This is a genomic window from Actinomyces sp. S6-Spd3 (assembly GCF_000758755.1).
GTDB lineage: Bacteria > Actinomycetota > Actinomycetes > Actinomycetales > Actinomycetaceae > Pauljensenia.
This window is the reverse complement of record NZ_JRMV01000275.1, coordinates 174,928-194,009: the sequence shown is the minus strand read 5'-3', so window position 1 is coordinate 194,009 and position 19,082 is coordinate 174,928. Positions and strand designations below refer to the sequence as shown.

Sequence of the window (19,082 nt, the reverse complement as noted above, 5' to 3'; positions counted from 1 at the left end):
TTATTGCATGATGCCTCTGTACGACAACTTGCCCGAACCTGCCCCCTTGGAAAAGGGAAGCCTCCGGATTGTCCCCTTGGGTGGCTTGGGAGAAGTCGGTCGAAACATGAACGTTTTGGAGTTTGATGGCAAACTCCTCGTTGTTGATTGTGGCGTGCTTTTCCCCGAAGAATCCCAGCCCGGTGTCGATCTGATTTTGCCTGATTTCTCTTGGCTTGAAGATCGTTTGGATGACATCGTTGGTATGGTGCTCACTCACGGTCACGAAGACCACATCGGTGCGGTTCCCTATCTGCTCAAGTTGCGTGAAGATATTCCGATTTACGGTTCAGATTTGACTCTTGCTTTCGTTGAACCAAAACTTCGCGAGCATCGTCTTTCCGCCGATAACCTGCGTGTAGTCGCCGAAGGGGATCGCCAGGCGATCGGTCCTTTCGACTGCGAATTCGTCGCCGTCACGCACTCGATTCCCGATGCTCTTGCGCTTTTCGTACGCACTCCCGCTGGAAAAGTCCTCATCACCGGCGATTTCAAGATGGACCAGCTTCCCCTTGATCATCGCCTTACAGATTTGCGTTCTTTCGCCCGCTTCGGCGAAGAAGGCGTCGATCTGTTCATGGTGGACTCGACCAATGCGGAAGTTCCGGGCTTCGTTACCCCTGAGCGCGAGATCGGTCCTGTTCTCGATCAGGTTTTTGCCGAGGCCACGGGGCAGATTGTCGTCGCATCTTTCGCTTCTCACGTTCACCGCGTGCAGCAGGTCTTCAATGCAGCTGCTCGCCACGGGCGTCGCGTTGCTCTTGTTGGGCGTTCGATGGAACGTAATATGCGCATTGCTCAGGAAAAAGGCTACCTAGCCATTCCCGATGGCTTGATCGTCGATTCCAATGAGATTTCTCTTCTGCCTGCAAACCAACGCGTATTTATGGCAACTGGTTCGCAGGGCGAACCGATGGCCGCACTTTCGCGGATCTCTCAAGGTTCACACCGCTTTGTCAGTGTGGATCCCGGCGATACTGTCATTTTTGCCTCGTCACTGATTCCCGGGAATGAAAATTCTGTGTACCGGGTGATCAATGACTTGACTCGCTTGGGCGCAAAGGTCGTTCACCAGGCCAATGCGAAGGTTCACGTGTCCGGTCACGCTGCTGCCGGCGAATTGATCTACTGCTACAACATCGTTCAGCCTGCGAACGTCATGCCTATTCACGGGGAAATCCGTCACCTTGTTGCCAACGGCCAATTGGCTGTTCTCACCGGTGTGAAACCCGAGAATGTTGTTCTTGCAGAAGACGGCGTTGTTGTTGATCTGTGTGATGGCCATGCCCAGGTGGTTGGTGCAGTTCCCTGCGAGTACATCTACGTTGATGGTTCTTCCATTGGAGAGATTTCCGAAGACGAATTGGCGACTCGTCGTACCCTGGGATCTGAAGGCTTCGTCAGCGTGTATGCCGTTGTTGAGCGTGAATCTGGGATGGTTTTGGCATCGCCGACGATTCGCGCGATCGGTATGGCCGAAGACTCCTCGGTATTCGACGAGATTCTTCCCGATGTGACGGCGGCCCTAGAAGAAGCGGCTGCTGGTGGAAATGTCGATCCGCATATTCTGCAACAGGCAATGCGCCGGGTCATTGGACGTTGGGTTGGTCGTCACCTGCGCCGTCGTCCCATGATTGTCCCGGTTGTTGTTGAACAGTAGATTTCGTGCGAGCGAGCTCAGACAATCTGGAAGTAAAGGTAGGGTAGAACTATGAGCGGTCGTTTTATCTCGACGTATTCGGTTGTTCTCTCACTTCCAATGCGCATTTCCAAATTGCCCGAGCGAGGCGGTTCCATCCATGCAGCGGCGGCAACCTCTCTTCCTGCCGGCGGATTTACTACTTTGTGTGCAGCAGCGAAGCTTGGGGTTCCCACCGCAACTGCGTCTCCGCTGGGGACGGGGCCGAATTCCTTCATGGTCCGTCAGCTTCTTGCCGAGGCCGGAGTCAAGATCCTGATTCCCGAGCTTGTCGGTGATATCGGAGTTGCGATTCAGCTGATTGAGGACGATGGTTCGATGACCTCAATCGTGACGACAGGCGTTGAATCAGAGCCTTCTCGCGAGTCTCTCGACCAGTTAGATCTCCATGATGGGGATCTCGTGCACATTTCGGGTTCTGACCTAGTTAGTGAAACGAGCGCTGAAGTTCTTGTTGGCTGGGCAGAAAATCTTCCAAAGGGAATCACAGTTCTGGTCTCCGCCTCGCCCTCCGTCGCTCAGGTCCCCGCTTCAGTATGGTTGCGCATCCTGAGGAGGGCGGATATCGTTTCACGCAATATTCGCGAAGCAGGAACTCTATCGGACATTCTTGGTGGCTATGAACCCGGACTGAGTCTGCAAGATGCTACACGGGAGGACGCTGTCATCGTCCGTCGCCTCGGCGTCATGGGATGTGAGGTCTTTTTAAAGGAAACCGGCGAAAAAATCAGCTTGCCGGCTTACGAATCGAATACGGTCGATACCGCGGGGGTCGGAGACACACACATTGCAACAATGTGTGCAGCATTGCTCCTTGGTCATGATCCTGTTGAAGCAGCGCGAATGGCTAACGCAGCTGCGGCAATTACCATCTCGCACGAATCAGCACTTCCTGTTCCCACTTGGGAACAGATTCATGCAGTGATGAAACACGGTGATGTGACGCATTAGGAACGCTGGATTTCGGCGTGCCTTCAGGGTTTCGCGCCGCTCCGGCGGTAGCGTTTTTCTACCATGGCACGAAAATCCCCATCTTCAGCATCTCCGAAATCTTCTTCGCGATCCGGGAAGCCCACTGCGACTCCAGGGCTTCTTGCTCGTATCTTTTCCGGCATTGGTCGAGGCTGTCTTGCAATGATTCGCGCGTGGCGCGCAACCGATGCACAGGTGAAACGCGATGCCTTGGCTTTCGTTGTGATGGCCGCTGCTGTTCTTGTCGCTTTACGCGAGTGGTTTGGCATCTCGGGGCAAGCCGGTGATTTTATCCATCATGCGGCCGCTGGATTCGTCGGCATTTTCTCCGTCGTGCTGCCGATTATTCTTGTTGCCTTTTCCGTCGAACTCGTTCGAGTGCGCGCGGGTAACTCGGCTCTTCCTCACCGGGTTGCGGGTTGCCTTGGGATCGTTTTTTCCCTCACGGGACTTGTCCATGTCAGTAAGGGAAACCCCGCGTTTGATTCTGCGCAGTCCATTGAAACGGCTGGTGGAATCCTCGGATGGTTCATTGCCCGCCCGCTGGTTTTAATGCTCTCGTCATGGGGAGCTGCAGCGATTCTTCTGCTGCTCTTTGCCTACTCAATTTTGCTTGCGACGCGGACTCAAGTTGCCCAGGTCCCTGGGCTGATCCGAGATCTTATCAACCGCCTCTCAAAGAAAACAAAGCCGGAAGAAGAAGCTGATCCGATCGCTCGCGCGCGTGAAGATGCGCGCCGTTCTCTGGCTGCCGGAGATGACCCCTTCCTCGATTCCTACGATGGGGACGAGGAGTTTCGCCGTGCGGTTGAGCCCTCTACCGAGGAGGAATCACCCAAGCGCGTGGATGCCCAGCGTACTAGGCTCATGCCATCGGCCTCGGCACAGGAGGGGACTGCGGAGAAGGCAACGCCTGCACCAATGGATGCGCCGACGGAAGCTATGCAGGTTCCCGCGCTCTCTGTCACCGAGAACATTGAAGAACACTCTGATCCTGAACCTCCTGCGCACACGGAAGAACCCGCCGGAGGATTCCAGGCAGAGCTGGATGAAACGCTGTCCTATACCTTGCCCTCGAGTGAACTTTTGGTTCGAGGCGCTCCGCACAAGACTCGTTCGGCAGTCAATGATCAGGTCGTTCAGTCTCTGCGTCAGGTTTTTGCCGAATTTAACGTGGATGCGCAGGTTACGGGCTTTTCTCGAGGCCCGACAGTCACTCGCTATGAAGTTACGCTTGGTCCGGGCGTGAAGGTTGATCGCCTGACAAATCTTTCAAAGAATATTGCCTATGCCGTCGCTTCGGCCGATGTGCGTATTCTTGCGCCGATTCCTGGAAAATCAGCGATCGGTATTGAGATTCCGAACTCTGACCGCGAAACCGTTGCTCTTGGCGACGTCCTGCGCTCTGGAGCGGCGCAGCGTAACCAGCACCCTCTAGTTGTTGGTGTTGGTAAAGACGTTGAAGGTGGCTATGTTGTCACCAACCTAGCGAAGACCCCGCACCTCTTGGTCGCCGGCCAGACCGGTTCCGGTAAGTCGTCCTTCGTCAATTCAATGATCACTTCGATCATGATGCGTGCGACCCCTCAGCAAGTTCGAATGATCCTTGTTGATCCCAAGCGCGTGGAATTGACGATTTATGAGGGGATTCCGCACCTGATTTCTCCGATCATTACTGACCCGAAGAAGGCAGCGGAAGCGCTGGAATGGGTCGTCAAGGAGATGGACGCGCGCTACGACGACCTCGCGACCTACGGTTTCAAGCATATTGACGATTTCAACAAGGCTGTCTCTGCTGGACAGGTAAAGGCGTTGCCGGGATTGAACCGCGAGCTGCGCCCCTATCCCTATCTGCTTGTTGTTGTCGATGAGCTCGCCGATTTGATGATGGTTGCTCCTCGAGACGTAGAAGCTTCGGTTCAGCGCATTACCCAGTTGGCGCGTGCTGCTGGTATTCACTTGGTTTTGGCGACCCAGCGTCCCTCAGTTGACGTTGTAACCGGTTTGATTAAGGCGAATGTTCCCTCCCGCTTGGCCTTTGCGACTTCTTCGCTAGCCGACTCTCGAGTGATTTTGGATCAGCCGGGTGCAGAAAAGCTGATCGGTCAGGGCGATGCTCTTTACCTGCCTTCGGGAGCGAGCAAACCTATGCGTGTCCAGGGTGCGTGGGTGACCGAATCTGAGATTCATGCCGTTGTCTCTCACGTTAAGGAACAAATGCAGGCTCAGTACAGGCCTGACGTTCTCGCTCCTGCAAAGACCGCGAAGGTCGCTGAGGATATTGGTGACGATCTTGATGATCTTCTTGCAGCAGCAGAGCTCGTAATTTCTACGCAGCTCGGGTCGACGTCGATGCTTCAACGAAAGCTTCGCGTTGGTTTTGCGCGAGCAGGTCGCCTCATGGATTTGCTGGAATCGCGTGAAATTGTTGGTCCTTCCGAGGGGTCGAAAGCACGTCAGGTCCTTGTTTCACCAGAGCAACTTCCTGAAGTTCTAGCGATGCTGCGTGGCGAAACCTCTCCCGAAACTCCTTCGCAAACCCCTGCTGTTCAAGAAGAAGTCACGCAGACTTTTACTGAACAGTCGTCTAACGGGCCTCAGGACGAGTACGATGGGGGTACGTCTCCTTCGGATCCATACACCGGACACGACTTCGGTGGAAGGACTGACTGGGTTGACGAAGAGCCTGAAGACAACGAAGACGCCTGGCAACTGACAGGACGATAGACAGCAAAGGGGCATAATCGTGGCTACTCACGTGTCGCGTGTCGAGCGTCATGCGAAGGTCTCTGCGATCAATGTGCCGAATGCACTTACTGTTTTGCGTTTGATCCTGGTACCGATTTTTATCTACCTCAAGTTTCAGGATCTGTGGAGTGCGCAGTGGTGGGCGCTTGTGGTCTTTTGTGTTGCCGCAGGTACTGACCAGCTTGATGGAAAGATTGCCCGCGCCTACGGCCTCGTGACGGATTTTGGCCGCGTCGCAGACCCCATTGCGGATAAAGCCTTGACTCTGAGCGCTTTTGTCATCTTGAGTATTCAGGGAGTTTTGCCCTGGTGGTTCACAATTCTGGTCGCAATTCGTGAGCTTGGAATTACGGTCATGCGTGCCTTCTTCTTGAAGCGCGGAATTGTTGTCGCGGCTTCGCAATCAGGGAAGATCAAGACCTTCCTTCAGGTGTTGGCTATTTTCTTGCTCCTGATCCCGTGGGACTACTTCTTGGCGCTTAATCTGGCAAATAAGCCGTGGGCCTCGTTCGGTCTGATGACTGCGCTGTGTGTCGCTGGAGCAGCTCTTGCTGCGACTTTGTGGTCTGGTGTTGCCTACGTCCGCGAGGGGATGCGTCTTGCTCGCGATAGTGAGGAGACCCCGGTTCAGGATGCTGAACAGGAGAACTGAGCTTCGGTTCCAAAGTTGAGTGCCAGTGGCGCAACTTCGATTTTTGTCGTGTATGGTGGGAATACAACACGATGGGATGACGTTAGGATGGACATGATGAAGAAGCAGAAGAACACTGTGCCAATGTCTGCGCGTCCATTGAATGAATCGACGATGCATAAGGTTGCCCAGACGGGCTATCGTCAATCTATGACACCTTCTCAGACAGCGCCGGTTGCGCCTCTCTTGCGCACAGAAATTGGTGATGTGCTGCGTGAAATCCGCCGCAAGCAGGGGCGCACCCTTCGTGAGGTCTCTTCGGATGCGCAGGTGTCTTTGGGCTATCTCTCTGAAGTCGAGCGCGGTCAGAAGGAAGCATCTTCGGAACTTCTTGAAGCAATTAGCGTAGCTCTCGGCGTTCCTTTGTGGTACATCCTCCGCGAGGTCTCAGAGCGTATGGCGATCCTTGATGGAACTGTTGTTCCCGATACTGTGCCCGACGATTTGCTTCCGGTGGCCTTGATCTCGTGACACTGTCAGAGTTTTGGGATGCCGTCGACGAGGTCTTTGGGGCAACTCTTGGGCGCTCGTTGACGGCAGACCTATATCTGCCCGCGCTACGTGCGACCTGTGTTGAGGCGCTGGAGCAGGGAATTTCCCCCGACGAGGTGTGGGGGGAGCTTGTGCGTGAGAGCGGTAGTGACGAGGCTGTGCGCTGGGTGCATCGAATGAATTCGAAAGATCGCGAAAAGCTGCGTCGAGCGATTCGTCGTTAATGGCGTGTCGGCGTGCGTCGAACACCTGTTCCATTTATTCTGTGGAAGCAGTGAAATGTGGGCAAGTTTTCCACAGAAGAAGAAAACTGTTCGCAAATGCCAGTGGTCGAGCATAACTTCACTGAGTAGTCCTCGGAGAGGGGATCTACTACATAGACCAGGACAGTAATGGCCGGAGAGGCTTCGACGAAAGGTACCACCATGGCAGCGCCGCGTAAGGGCTCCTCATCATCAGCTAATGGGGATCGCAATAAGGCTTTGGAACTTGCCCTGTCGCAAATTGACAAACAGTTTGGTAAAGGGTCCGTCATGCGACTGGGAGACGACTCACGTCCGCCAGTTCAGGTGATTCCTACCGGTTCTCTAGCGCTGGATGTTGCGCTGGGAATTGGCGGTTTGCCACGTGGCCGAGTCATCGAAATCTACGGTCCAGAATCCTCTGGTAAGACCACTGTCGCCTTGCACGCTGTTGCCAGTGCGCAAAAGGCTGGAGGTAACGCAGCTTTTATCGATGCCGAACATGCACTGGACCCGGTCTACGCGCGTGCCCTTGGCGTCGATACAGATAATCTTCTTGTCTCTCAGCCTGACACCGGCGAGCAAGCTCTTGAAATTGCAGACATGCTCATCCGTTCCGGAGGCATTGACATCATCGTCATTGACTCCGTTGCAGCTCTTGTTCCCAAAGCTGAAATTGAAGGCGAAATGGGGGATTCGCACGTTGGCTTGCAGGCTCGTTTGATGAGCCAGGCTCTGCGTAAGATTACCGGTGCCCTTTCGGCCACAGGAACGACTGCCATTTTTATCAACCAGCTGCGTGAAAAGATCGGTGTTTTCTTTGGTAACCCGGAAACAACAACCGGTGGTAAGGCACTGAAGTTCTACGCCTCGGTCCGTATCGACGTTCGTAGGATTGAGACGCTCAAGGAAGCAGGCGCGCCGGTTGGTAACCGGACGCGTGCAAAGATCGTTAAGAACAAGATGGCTCCGCCTTTCAAGCAGGCTGAGTTCGACATTGTCTACGGCAAGGGCATTTCACGAGAAGGCTCCATCATTGATATGGGCGTCGAAACTGGAATTATTCGTAAATCCGGTTCATGGTTCACCTACGGGGATGACCAGCTCGGACAGGGCAAGGAAAACGTACGCCAGTTCTTGTCCGATAATCCTGAGCTTGCAGATGAAATTGAACAGAAGATCCTCGTCTCTCTAGGAATTGGACTTCAAGACCAGCCTCAAGATGATGCCGCTGCTGTTGAAATGGATTCCTCGATTGAGGACGCCGGCTTCTAGTCAATGGTCCGCTACTACGACCCGGAAACAACATCTGAGGAAGATGTGCGTCCGCGTGAACGCACTCGTAGCCCCGCCCAGCGACAGGCTCTTATGCGTGAACGCAATGCTGCCCTAGAAGGTAAGGCAGCATTTGACGCCGCAAAAGAAGTCGCGCTGCGTCAACTCGATGTGCGCGCTCGCTCACAACACGAGCTCGAAAGCGCGATGACTTCGCGGGGTTTTTCCTCTGAGACCGCACGCGAGGTCATCGAACGCTTGGCAGAGCTTGGTCTTGTCGACGACCTTGCCTTTGCTCGCGCTTTTGCTCGGGGGCGTTTTGAAGCCGGAGGAAAAACTGGATCTGCACTCAAGATGGATCTTTCCCGTAAGGGACTTTCCTCGCAGATCATTGCCCAAGTACTCTCAGAAATTGATGCTGACGAAGAGTATTCACGGGCGCATGCGTTGGCAGAAAAGAAGATACGCTCACTGACGATGCATGATCGACAGGTGATTCGTCGGCGACTTTTTTCGATGCTCGCTCGAAAAGGGTACGCACCTCAAGTGTGTATTCGCGTCATTGACGAACTGCTTGAAAGTGAGGACTGCGATGAGCTGTGAAGAAGTATCGTGCGCGGAACTGATTAATTTGCTTGAGGCGCACAAGAAAACTATCGCCGTCGCTGAATCCCTTACGGGCGGCTTGCTTGCGGCCGCATTTGTGGAAGTGCCGGGTGCCTCTCACGTATTTCGCGGGGGAGTGTGCACCTATGCAACAGATACGAAGCACTCAGTGTTGGGAGTAAGTGAGCGGAGGTTAGCAGCTACCGGGCCGGTTGATCCGGAAGTTGCGAAGCAGATGGCCATGGGGGTTCGCTCACTCATGGATTCAGATTTTGCACTCTCAACGACTGGAGTTGCCGGTCCCGGGCCCTCGGACGGGCACCCGGCCGGTACTGTTTTCGTTGCTTGCGCATGGAACGGAGGAAGTACTTCACGGCAGCTGAATCTGTCGGGGGAGCGCGATCAGGTGCGAGCGGGTGCAGTGTGTGGCGCGCTTGCTCTTCTCAGCGATCTCCTCAAGACGGAACTTTTGGCCTCGGCACGTTAGAATTTCCGACGATGAGTGTTGAAATGATGGACTTCCCGCGGACCTATGCGGTGCGCACCCTTGGGTGCCAGATGAATGAGCACGACTCTGAACGTATTTCAGGGCTTTTAGAGAAGGCAGGTCTGGTTCCTGTCGAACGCGTACCCGCCGCAGCTGCGCGAGCAACAGATGCGGGAGACATGGGCGCGGACGTTATCGTCATTAACACCTGCTCCGTTCGTGAAAATGCCGCCACACGTCTTTTCGGCAATCTTGGACAATTAGCAGCAGTCAAGCGCGAACGTCCCGGAATGCAGATTGCTGTCGGAGGATGCCTCGCTCAGCAAATGCGCGATGGCATCATCGAGAAGGCACCCTGGGTTGATGCGGTTTTCGGCACTCACAATATCGATGTGCTCCCCGCTCTATTGCGCCGAGCCGAGCACAACCGCCAGGCCGCAGTAGAAATTGAAGAGTCGCTGAAGGTCTTCCCCTCAACGCTTCCTACTCATCGTGAAAGCGCGTACGCGGCGTGGGTATCGATTTCAGTTGGTTGCAATAACACCTGCACCTTCTGCATCGTTCCCCATCTGCGAGGAAAAGAAAGAGACCGCCGTCCCGGTGAGATTCTCGAAGAAGTCCAGGCCGTCGTTGATGAAGGCGCCATCGAAATCACTCTCTTGGGGCAAAACGTCAATTCTTATGGCGTGAGCTTCGGACAACGAGGTGCCTTCTCTGACCTCTTGCGGGCAGTGGGACAGATCGAAGGCCTCGAGCGTGTGCGCTTCACCAGTCCGCATCCCGCAGCTTTTACCGACGACGTCATCGAAGCGATGGCACAGACCCCGACGGTCATGCCCTCCTTACACATGCCCCTTCAATCAGGCTCGGATGCAATCTTGCGACAGATGCGGCGTTCCTACCGTCGTGAACGTTTCATGGGGATTCTGTCACGCGTACGTGCAGCAATCCCAGACGCTGCCATTACAACTGACATCATTGTCGGATTCCCCGGTGAAACAGAGGAAGACTTCCAACAGACTCTGGAAGTCGTTGAAGAAGCTCGCTTCACCTCAGCCTTTACATTCCTCTACTCGCCGCGCCCCGGAACTCCAGCTGCTGACCGTGACGATCAAGTGCCCCAAGACATCGCACTCGAAAGATACAAGCGCCTCCTTGCGCTCCAAGAGCGTATTTGCGCAGAAGACAATGCGGCTCTGGCTGGACAGGAAGTCGAAGTCCTTGTCGCCGCGGGCGAAGGTCGAAAGGACGGCAGCACACACCGCATTTCTGGTCGCGCGCGCGACAATCGTTTGGTCCACGTCGCTCTTCCTCTTGGTATGAGTGAAGCCGATCGGCCTCGTCCCGGGGATATGCTCCGTGCGCGCGTCACTTATGGCGCTCCCCATCACCTCATTGCCGACTCTGCCTTAGAAGAGGGCGGGCTCTTTGAATTACGTCGTACACGCGCAGGCGATGCTTGGCAGGCGCGTCAAGCCCATGAGGAAGACTCAAAGATTTCTTTGGGAATTCCGCGGATCCGCGTCGGTTCCTCAGGGGCGTAATGATCGACCGCGAAACCCCAACTGCGCGGCTTGGAGCAGAGCGTAACTTAATTGTTGCGCTCGTCGGACCGACGGCCTCGGGAAAGAGCGATCTTGCGCTAGACCTTGCGCAACTACTCCCGCAGGAGATGGGGGCCAAGCAAGGCGAACTCGTATCAGCCGACGCGCTTCAGCTGTATCGCGGAATGGATATCGGCACGGCTAAAACTCCGCTCAACGAACGTCGAGGAATTCCGCATCATCAGATCGATGTCCTTGATATCAGTGACGAGGCCTCCGTTGCCGCATATCAAAAATACGCACGAGCAGACATTGCGCAGATTCACGCGCGTTCAAACCTGACTGTTGTTGCAGGTGGTTCTGGACTATACCAGCGTGCTCTTTTAGACCATTTAGATTTTCCCGGTACCGATATGGAGCTACGCAGCAGGCTCGAGGAAGAATCACGAAGTCCTGGGGGAGTGGAGCAGCTCTTTGCGCGCCTCGAAGAATTGGACCCTCTTTCTGCCTCACGTATCGATGCGCATAACGCTCGGCGGATCATCCGCGCACTTGAAGTGATCGAGCTGACTGGAAAGCCCTTCTCCTCGTCGATGCCTCAGTATGTGTATGCTGCGCCGGCGGTCATGATTGCTCTACGCTGGCCGCTTGAAGAACTTGATCAACGGATTTGGCTGCGTACACAGGTGATGTTTGAGCAGGGGCTTGTCGAGGAAACACGAGAACTGGACAAGCAAGGTTTGAGGGCAGCAAAAACTGCCGCAAAAGCAACTGGCTATGCTCAAGCGCTCGCGGTTATTGATGGAGAACTCACAACTGAGCAGGCGATTGACTCTGTTGCCCTAGCCACCAGACAGCTTGCGCGCAGGCAGATCAAGTGGTTGCGTCGCGACCCGCGCATTGTGTGGATTGATCGTTCCTCGCGTGACACTTCCATGTCTGCCGAGGCCGCGCTTAGCCTTGCGCGAGAAACCGTCCTTCGCTCCTGCTCTCTTTTTGATATCGCATAGGCCGTGGTTCAAGAAGGCGACTTCGCAGCTTTTAGGCCTGGGCGCGCACCTCGATAATCCGGTAGCCCTTCTTTGACGCAATCTTTTCGGAAGGAAACCCCTGATCGCAAAGCCACGAAGTCAAAGAATCCGCCCCAAGGTTCTTTTGAACGACAAGGTAGGCGACACCGTCGTGGCTCAAAAGGGAAAGCCACGTGGTCAGTAACTCGTGGAGAGCTTTCTTACCGATGCGGATTGGCGGGTTTGACCAAATGACATCAAAGGTTACTCCCTGAGCCGCAACGATTTTTAAGGCTTCCTCGGCGTGGAGTGCTTGAACATTATCTGCCTCATTGAGAGAGGCGTTGCGTGCGGTCAGATCGACTGCGCGAGAGTTAACGTCGACCGCCCACACACTGGCCTCGGGAGACTCCAGAGCCATCGTGACAGCAAGGGGACCCCAGCCGCAGCCCAAATCAAGGAAGGTTCCACGCGCGGGAAGATCGGGGGCCTCGGCAATGAGCTGGCGTGTCCCCAAGTCAATGCGTCCGCCAGAAAAAACGCGATCGCTTACCCACATTTCGAGGTCGAAGCCCCGAACATGGTCGCGAAGAAGATGCAGTTCGTCGGCGGAGGCTGGTTGCGAATCGGTGAAGTACTGTTCATCCACGCTGTTAAGACTACTTGACGTGGGGTGGGAGCAGCGAAACAACGCGACTTGTCCACAAGGAAGCCCGAGAAGACAGCAAACATGGGAAAATAGAAAACACTATTCTCACGACTTTTGGAGACGATTGATGTCAGAAGATTCCACTGAGCGGGCACGAGGCGTTGTCGCGCGAATTCTTGCGCGTACCGGAACCGCATTGGAATCGACAGCAGGGCAAGAACACTACTCGCAAGCCGGTGAACTCGAGCGAGAGGCACGAGCAGGTACCAGGCGTATCCAAGGTTTGTCGACGGAACTTGAAGAAATCTCAGAGGTCGAGTACCGGCAAATTCGCCTTGAAAAAGTTGTTCTTGTTGGCTTGCGGACAAGCGGGAGTGAAGAAGAAGCAGAAAACTCGCTGCGTGAGCTCGCTGCTTTGGCACAGACAGCAGGATCTCAAGTTCTTGATGGTGTGATTCAGAAACGAAGCCATCCTGATCCAGCAACTTATTTAGGCTCGGGAAAAGCACGTGAACTTGCCGAACTTGTCGCGGCAGACGGGGCTGATACCGTGATTGTCGATGGAGATTTGGCTCCTTCGCAACGCCGTGGTCTTGAAGATGTCGTCAAAGTGAAGGTTGTTGATCGCACTGCGTTGATCTTGGATATTTTTGCACAGCACGCTAAATCACGTGAAGGCAAGGCTCAAGTTGAGCTGGCACAACTTGAGTATCTTCTTCCACGATTGCGTGGTTGGGGCGAATCGATGTCTCGCCAAGCCGGTGGACGAGTTGCTTCAGGTGAAGGCATCGGTTCACGTGGTCCAGGTGAGACAAAAATCGAATTGGATCGTCGTCGCATTCGTACTCGAATGGCGAAGCTGCGCGAGCAAATCCGTCGGATGGAGCCGGCGCGCCGCGCTCAGCGCGCCAATCGCGAGCGCTCGAAAATTCCGGCGGTTGCGATTGCCGGTTACACGAATGCTGGGAAATCGACACTTCTCAATGCTTTAACCGGGGCGGGAGTGCTGGTTGAAGATGCTCTATTTGCGACCTTGGATCCTACTGTTCGACGCACTCAGACCGAAGACGGACGCGCGTACACGCTTTCCGACACCGTCGGTTTTGTCTCGCGTCTTCCCACTCAGCTTGTCGAGGCTTTTCGCTCGACTTTGGAAGAAGTGGGGCAAGCTGACGTTATCGTCCACGTTGTTGATGCCGCACACCCTGATCCCGTTGGGCAGATTCAAGCGGTGCATTCCGTTTTTGAGACGATTGACGGGGCGCGGGACATCCCAGAACTGATTGTCTTTAACAAGGTCGATCTCGCTTCCTCCGAACAACGAGCATTCGTACGTTCCTTGGTTCCCCACGCCGTGCTTGTCAGCGCGGCCACAGGGGAGGGGATCGCTGAGCTCCAGCATGCGATTGCCGACATGCTCCCACGGCCAACCGAAGTCATTGATTGTGTCGTTCCCTATGCTCATGGCGCTTTGATCCATCGAGTGCACGAAGAAGGAGAACTCATCTTCGAAGATTATCTCGAACAGGGACAACGCATTCGGGCACGCGTTGGGGGTGCTTTAGCTGCAGCGGTGCGCGCTGTTGCCTACTCTGAAGGCTTGGCAGGCGAAGACGCGAGCGGCGCCGAAAAGGATGAGTCGTGAGTCGCGGGTCTTCGCTCAAAGCACTCAATCGAGCTCTCAGCGATATTGGTGGTTCCCCGCGGCCCGGGCAAGAAACCATGGTAAGTGCAATATGTGATGCACTTGCCGCGCCAGAGAACCTGCTTGTTCAGGCGGGGACCGGAACGGGTAAATCCCTGGGGTATTTGATTCCCCTCATGGACTTTGCGATGAATCGAGACGAGCGTGTCCTTGTCTCGACTGCGACAAAGAACCTCCAGCACCAGATCCTCACGAAAGATGCGCCGGTAGCAGCCGATGCCATTGAAGCAACGAGCGGTCGGCGGCCTCGTGTTGCTCTCCTGAAAGGCTGGAATAACTACCTGTGTAACTATCGTCTTGGCGGGGGATACCCTCTCGAAGGAACCCTTTTCGACATGGGACCTGAGCAAAGCGAAGACGAAGAGGGAACCCATACCACTGAAATGGGCGCACAGATACTTCGGCTTCGATCGTGGGCTGGAGACACCGAAACAGGGGACCGCGATGAGCTTGACCCCGGGGTGGATGATCGTGCATGGTCGCAGGTGTCAGTGTCAAGCTTGGAATGCCTTGGAAAGCAGTGTCCAATGATTGACAACTGCTTTCCTCAAATGGCGCGCGAGCTGGCCCAAGATGCTGATGTCGTCGTGACGAACCATTCTCTTCTTGGAATCAATGCCCTAGGCGAGGGGGACCTCTTCGGTCCGATCGGCGCGCTCGCGGTCGACGAGGCCCATGAACTCGCTGACAGGGTGCGTGAACAAGCCTCAGTGTCGCTGTCCGTGAAGATGCTTTCAAGGATCTCGAGGCGCTTGCGTTCGTTGGCTTCGATGGACACCTCGGCACTGGAAAGTGTGGGTGCCCAGCTCGATTCGGTGATTCGCACTCTTCCAACTGGGCTTCTTGATGACCGTGCACCGCTATCGGGGATTCTTTCTTCCTTTGACTCGGCTTGCCGTGATTTGGAGACGCAATCCAGCGAGCAGCAGTTAGAGGCAACAGCAAAAGTCATGGTGAAGTCCCTCCTTGACCAGCTTGCGCAGGTGGGAGTTGCGTGGGGGAGAGATCCCGAAAAGAGCGTGACCTGGATTGAGCAAGATGATGATCGAGGCCTCAGTGAACTTGTGATCGCCCCTCTGCATGTTGCCCCCGCCCTTGCCGAGCATGCCTTTGGGGAAAAGCCGACGATTCTGACTTCGGCGACCTTGCGCTTGGGAGATAGCTTCGAGCCTCTTGCCTACAAGACTGGGGTTATGATGGCGCCTCTGCCGTGGAAGGGGATCGATGTAGGTTCTCCTTTCGATGCGGCCAAACAGGGAATCCTCTATATCGCCGCTTCGCTTCCCGCTCCTCGTCCAGAAGGCCCCAGCGTTGACTCTTTGGAACACATGAGTCGTCTGGTGCGTGCCAGTGGCGGTGGTGCTCTTGTGCTTTTTTCCTCGTGGAAAGGTGCCCGTGCGGGAGCTGAGCAGCTTCGAGCTGATGGGATGAAAGACGTCATGCTCCAAGGTGAGGACTCACTGAGTACTTTGATCAAACGTTTCCGTCGCGAACGTGATTCAGTTCTTGTAGGAACGATGTCTTTGTGGCAAGGCGTTGATGTGGTTGGAGATGCGTGTCGCCTCGTTGTCATCGACAAAATTCCATTTCCGCATCCTCACAACCCCATGGTCAAGGCCCTGACGCGAGATGCTGATCGACAGCGGCAGAGTGGCTTTTGGCAGGTGAGTGTCAATCACGCGGCCCTCATGATGGCGCAGGGAGCCGGACGTTTACTTCGATCACACGAAGATCGTGGAGTCGTTGCAGTTTTGGATTCACGCCTTGCGACACGGAATTATGGTGCTTATATCCGTGCTTCCATGCCTAAGCTCTGGCCAACACACGACATTGATGTTGCCTGCTCTGCCCTTGAGCGTTTACAGGCGGATTTGCCAGAAAAATAAAGCGGTACAACTCACCGCTAAGTGGGAGTTTAGCCCTGTCATCCGCTTGAGTGATCTGCAACAATAGACGTGCTCAGTCGTTTAGGAGGTCATTCATGCCCACCCATGCTCAAAGTCTGTATCCCGGATCTTCAGGCCGTCCTTCGAAGATCGCAATTGTTGGTGCCGGTGCGGTCGGTACTGCTGTCGCTTATGCCTGTTTGATGCGCGGGGATGCTCGTGACATCGTCCTTCATGACATCAATAAGCCCAAGGTGGAAGCTGAAGCCTTGGATATGGCGCACGGTATCCAATTCACGCCCTCCGGTTCCGTAGAGGGATCCGACGACGTGGAGATCGTTCGCGGCGCTGACCTGGTGATCGTCACTGCCGGAGCGAAGCAGAAGCCCGGGCAGTCTCGTCTGGAATTGGCCGGATCCACCGTTGACTTGATGCGCAAGATTTTGCCCAACCTTCTCAACGTCGCTCCCGAAGCGCGCTATATGTTCATCACGAACCCGGTTGACGTTGTCACCTACGCCGCGCTCAAGATTACGGGCCTTCCTCGTAACCAGGTTTTTGGTTCGGGTACCGTTTTGGACACTTCACGCCTGCGCTACTTAGTCTCTTTGGAAACCGGAGTCGCAACGCAGAATATTCACGCCTATGTCGCTGGTGAACACGGCGATTCCGAGGTGGCACTGTGGTCCTCTGCTGAGATTGGCAACGTGCCCTTGCGTCACTGGGGACCGACCCTGTCTGGCAAGCTTTTTGACGCTGAGCTGCGTCAGCAAATCGCACTGGACGTTGTGAACTCCGCTTACAAGATTATTGAAGGCAAGGGTGCAACGAACTACGCAATTGGCTTGGCTGCTTCGAACATTGCTCGCGCGGTGCTTCGTGATGAAAACCGGGTCCTGACGATTTCGACCCTCTTGGAAGATTGGGAAGGAATCTCGGATGTCTGCATGGCTGCGCCGACACTGGTTGGGCGAGAAGGCGCTGGGCGCGTGTTGAATCCGCCTTTGACGCTGGCTGAGCGTGACGGTTTGACCGAATCTGCAACGCGTCTGCGTCAGGTTGCTCGCGATCTGGGCTTCTGAGCGCTCCGCTGTTCACTGAAAGGTTTGTGGCCAAGGCATAGGATGCCTTGGCCACAACTATTATGTTTTAGAGCGAACGAATAACGGTGACTACTCTTCCCATAATTGTCGATTCATCGCCCGGGATGGGGGCGTAGTTTTCGTTGTGGGGGAGCAGCCAGACGTGACCCTGAGTGCGTGAAAACTCCTTCACGGTTGCTTCCCCGTCGATCATTGCCGCAACGAATTGCCCGTTGAGAGCTGTTGACTGGCTGCGGATGACGACGAAATCTCCGTCGAGGATACCGGCATCGACCATAGAGTCTCCGTGTACTTCAAGCATGAAGAGTTCCCCGTGGCCTGTGAGGCGGGTGGGGAGTTCAAAGATGTCCTCGATTGCTTGTTCCGCTGTAATGGGAGCGCCTGCTGCAATTCTTCCGACAAGAGGAATTGCTGAAGCTTCTTCGTCAACGTGAGCAGTGGGAATTTCAACTGTGACGACTTTTGTGGAGTCTGGATTCTTCGGTTCTTTGTCTTCCCCTAAAACGGATTTGCCAAGTTCTGAGACTTCAAGTGCACGAGGAAGTCCGGGCACCTTCTGGAGGAAGCCCAAACGCTCGAGAGTGTCGAGGTGATGCTTGACGGTTGATGGGGAAGACAATCCAACGACCTGCGCGATTTCTCGCACCGATGGAGGGAAACCGCGAGTGCGTACTTCGGTGTTAATCAGGCGCAGAATCTCGATTTGCCGCTCGGTCAATTCTGTGTCGCTGCTCACGATAATTCCTTCGAGGCTCAAAAGTGGATGGAAGTGAAAGTGTCCCGTGGTCCACTCTCACCGTTAAGAATACGGGAGAAATCAGCTAAATCAAACATATGTTCGAAAATGGCTCGACATTTCTCGAAAGAATTGCTATCGTACAAGTGTTCGACGAACATGTGTACGACCGAAAGGGGAACATTGTGAGCACACTGACTGTTTCTGCCACTCAAGAGGCAAGCCGTCGTCCGCACCTTGAAATCGTTCGTGATGAACCTCTTGCACGTGTCTATGACATTCAAAACGCACCTTCTGTTCGTCGCCGTCGACAGGTTCTTCGCGCGGACGATCCCTCGATGCGGCGTCATCCCGTCTTGGTGCAGCGTACCCAGATCAATCTGCGTCGCGTGCTCACCTCAGGTCTTGCATTTGTCGCCGCGGTGGGGATTGCGATCGGCGCAGGTCTTGCTCTGCAGACTTCCCCATATGATGGGCCAACGCGGGTTGTCTCCGTTTCCAGAGGGGACAGCGTGTGGAGCTTGGCTCAAGGTGTTGATACTTCTCGTCCCTTGCAGGACGTCGTGACAGACATCGAACAGCTCAATGATATTCAGGGAGCTCTTCAGGTTGGGCAGGAAGTGCGCATTCCGACTCGCTAATGCTTCGTGAACTATCGCTTTGCTCCACGTGTCATAGTTGCGAATCATCACGATCAACCGTAGCGTTAGAGGGTGCATTGCCCCTTCTGTCACAACCCCGATTCGCGTGTGGTCGATACGCGTATTGCGGATGATGGCGCCTCGATCCGGAGGCGAAGGGAATGCACGTCGTGCAAAAAACGATTCACCACGCTTGAGACTTCATCCTTCCAAGTCGTTAAACGCTCGGGTGTGATTGAGCCTTTCTCGCGTAATAAAGTCGTTGCTGGCGTGCGGAAAGCGTGCCAGGGGCGTCCCGTCAGTGATGACGAATTGGCTCTTCTTGCACAGCAGGTTGAAGAGCATCTTCGCACCTCCGGGGTTTCCTCAGTGTCTAGTGATGAAGTGGGGAAGGCGATTTTGCCCTTCTTGCAGGATCTCGACGAAATTGCTTACTTGCGTTTCGCTTCGGTCTACCACGCCTTCAACTCGCTTGATGACTTTGCGCGGGCTATTGACACCCTGCGCCAACGCTCGCAAGAAAAGGCTCAGGCCAGCAAAGCACGCGGCTAAAATCA

The 19,082-nt window shown here is 54.9% G+C and carries 18 protein-coding genes; 16 read left to right on the top strand and 2 right to left on the bottom strand.

Going from position 1 to position 19,082, the window contains the following annotated elements; all coding sequences use genetic code 11:
* Window positions 1-7: 7 nt before the first annotated feature.
* From HMPREF1627_RS05130 to miaA, 11 genes are all read left to right on the top strand, one after another.
* A complete protein-coding gene (locus HMPREF1627_RS05130) occupies window positions 8-1,699 on the top strand; it encodes a ribonuclease J (RefSeq protein ID WP_034501639.1) in 1,692 nt (563 codons plus the stop codon).
* A 51-nt stretch (window positions 1,700-1,750) separates the two neighbouring features.
* Entirely contained in the window at window positions 1,751-2,689 is a 939-nt protein-coding gene (locus HMPREF1627_RS05125) for a PfkB family carbohydrate kinase (RefSeq protein WP_034501638.1), read from the top strand.
* Between the two features lie 63 nt (window positions 2,690-2,752).
* Window positions 2,753-5,437, top strand: a complete 2,685-nt coding sequence (locus tag HMPREF1627_RS05120; protein WP_034501637.1) for a DNA translocase FtsK — start codon at window positions 2,753-2,755, stop codon at window positions 5,435-5,437.
* 19 nt (window positions 5,438-5,456) lie between these two features.
* Entirely contained in the window at window positions 5,457-6,110 is a 654-nt protein-coding gene (pgsA, locus tag HMPREF1627_RS05115) for a CDP-diacylglycerol--glycerol-3-phosphate 3-phosphatidyltransferase (protein WP_234305251.1), read from the top strand.
* 189 nt (window positions 6,111-6,299) lie between these two features.
* Window positions 6,300-6,620: a helix-turn-helix domain-containing protein gene (locus HMPREF1627_RS05110; protein ID WP_034501696.1), complete on the top strand. Its 321-nt coding sequence runs from the start codon at window positions 6,300-6,302 to the stop codon at window positions 6,618-6,620.
* Window positions 6,617-6,865, top strand: coding sequence for a DUF3046 domain-containing protein (locus HMPREF1627_RS05105; RefSeq protein ID WP_034501636.1), 249 nt, complete (start codon window positions 6,617-6,619; stop codon window positions 6,863-6,865). The genes HMPREF1627_RS05110 and HMPREF1627_RS05105 overlap by 4 nt, the downstream gene beginning before the upstream one ends.
* A 201-nt stretch (window positions 6,866-7,066) precedes the next feature.
* Window positions 7,067-8,158: a recombinase RecA gene (gene recA / locus HMPREF1627_RS05100; RefSeq protein WP_034501694.1), complete on the top strand. Its 1,092-nt coding sequence runs from the start codon at window positions 7,067-7,069 to the stop codon at window positions 8,156-8,158.
* 3 nt (window positions 8,159-8,161) lie between these two features.
* Complete coding sequence (locus HMPREF1627_RS05095) at window positions 8,162-8,761, top strand: regulatory protein RecX (protein WP_034501635.1); 600 nt, start codon at window positions 8,162-8,164, stop codon at window positions 8,759-8,761.
* Window positions 8,751-9,251, top strand: a complete 501-nt coding sequence (locus tag HMPREF1627_RS05090; RefSeq protein WP_034501634.1) for a CinA family protein — start codon at window positions 8,751-8,753, stop codon at window positions 9,249-9,251. Before HMPREF1627_RS05095 ends, HMPREF1627_RS05090 begins: the two co-directional genes overlap by 11 nt.
* 11 nt (window positions 9,252-9,262) lie before the next feature.
* A complete protein-coding gene (miaB, locus tag HMPREF1627_RS05085; protein ID WP_034501633.1) occupies window positions 9,263-10,795 on the top strand; it encodes a tRNA (N6-isopentenyl adenosine(37)-C2)-methylthiotransferase MiaB in 1,533 nt (510 codons plus the stop codon).
* Complete coding sequence (miaA, locus tag HMPREF1627_RS05080; RefSeq protein WP_052040849.1) at window positions 10,795-11,805, top strand: tRNA (adenosine(37)-N6)-dimethylallyltransferase MiaA; 1,011 nt, start codon at window positions 10,795-10,797, stop codon at window positions 11,803-11,805. Before miaB ends, miaA begins: the two co-directional genes overlap by 1 nt.
* Before the next feature lie 31 nt (window positions 11,806-11,836).
* Here the strand turns inward: miaA and HMPREF1627_RS05075 are convergent, their stop codons facing one another.
* Complete coding sequence (locus tag HMPREF1627_RS05075) at window positions 11,837-12,454, bottom strand: class I SAM-dependent methyltransferase (protein WP_034501632.1); 618 nt, start codon at window positions 12,452-12,454, stop codon at window positions 11,837-11,839.
* 127 nt (window positions 12,455-12,581) lie between these two features.
* On the opposite strand from HMPREF1627_RS05075, the gene hflX reads away from it, so the two are divergent.
* The 3 genes from hflX to HMPREF1627_RS05060 all read left to right on the top strand — a co-directional run bounded on the left by hflX (window position 12,582) and on the right by HMPREF1627_RS05060 (window position 17,127).
* Window positions 12,582-14,099, top strand: a complete 1,518-nt coding sequence (gene hflX / locus HMPREF1627_RS05070; RefSeq protein WP_034501631.1) for a GTPase HflX — start codon at window positions 12,582-12,584, stop codon at window positions 14,097-14,099.
* On the top strand, window positions 14,096-16,045 hold the full coding sequence (locus tag HMPREF1627_RS05065) for an ATP-dependent DNA helicase (protein ID WP_034501630.1): 1,950 nt from the start codon (window positions 14,096-14,098) through the stop codon (window positions 16,043-16,045). The genes hflX and HMPREF1627_RS05065 overlap by 4 nt, the downstream gene beginning before the upstream one ends.
* A gap of 95 nt (window positions 16,046-16,140) precedes the next feature.
* The gene (locus HMPREF1627_RS05060; RefSeq protein WP_034501629.1) at window positions 16,141-17,127 is read left to right on the top strand and encodes an L-lactate dehydrogenase; all 987 of its coding nucleotides are present in this window, start codon (window positions 16,141-16,143) and stop codon (window positions 17,125-17,127) included.
* 67 nt (window positions 17,128-17,194) lie between these two features.
* Here HMPREF1627_RS05060 and lexA read toward each other — a convergent pair whose 3' ends face one another.
* Window positions 17,195-17,884: a transcriptional repressor LexA gene (lexA, locus tag HMPREF1627_RS05055; protein WP_034501628.1), complete on the bottom strand. Its 690-nt coding sequence runs from the start codon at window positions 17,882-17,884 to the stop codon at window positions 17,195-17,197.
* 185 nt (window positions 17,885-18,069) lie between these two features.
* On the opposite strand from lexA, the gene HMPREF1627_RS05050 reads away from it, so the two are divergent.
* The gene (locus HMPREF1627_RS05050; RefSeq protein WP_052040854.1) at window positions 18,070-18,525 is read left to right on the top strand and encodes a LysM peptidoglycan-binding domain-containing protein; all 456 of its coding nucleotides are present in this window, start codon (window positions 18,070-18,072) and stop codon (window positions 18,523-18,525) included.
* 72 nt (window positions 18,526-18,597) lie between these two features.
* The gene (gene nrdR / locus HMPREF1627_RS05045) at window positions 18,598-19,077 is read left to right on the top strand and encodes a transcriptional regulator NrdR (RefSeq protein WP_034501627.1); all 480 of its coding nucleotides are present in this window, start codon (window positions 18,598-18,600) and stop codon (window positions 19,075-19,077) included.
* The last annotated feature ends 5 nt before the right edge of the window (window positions 19,078-19,082 follow it).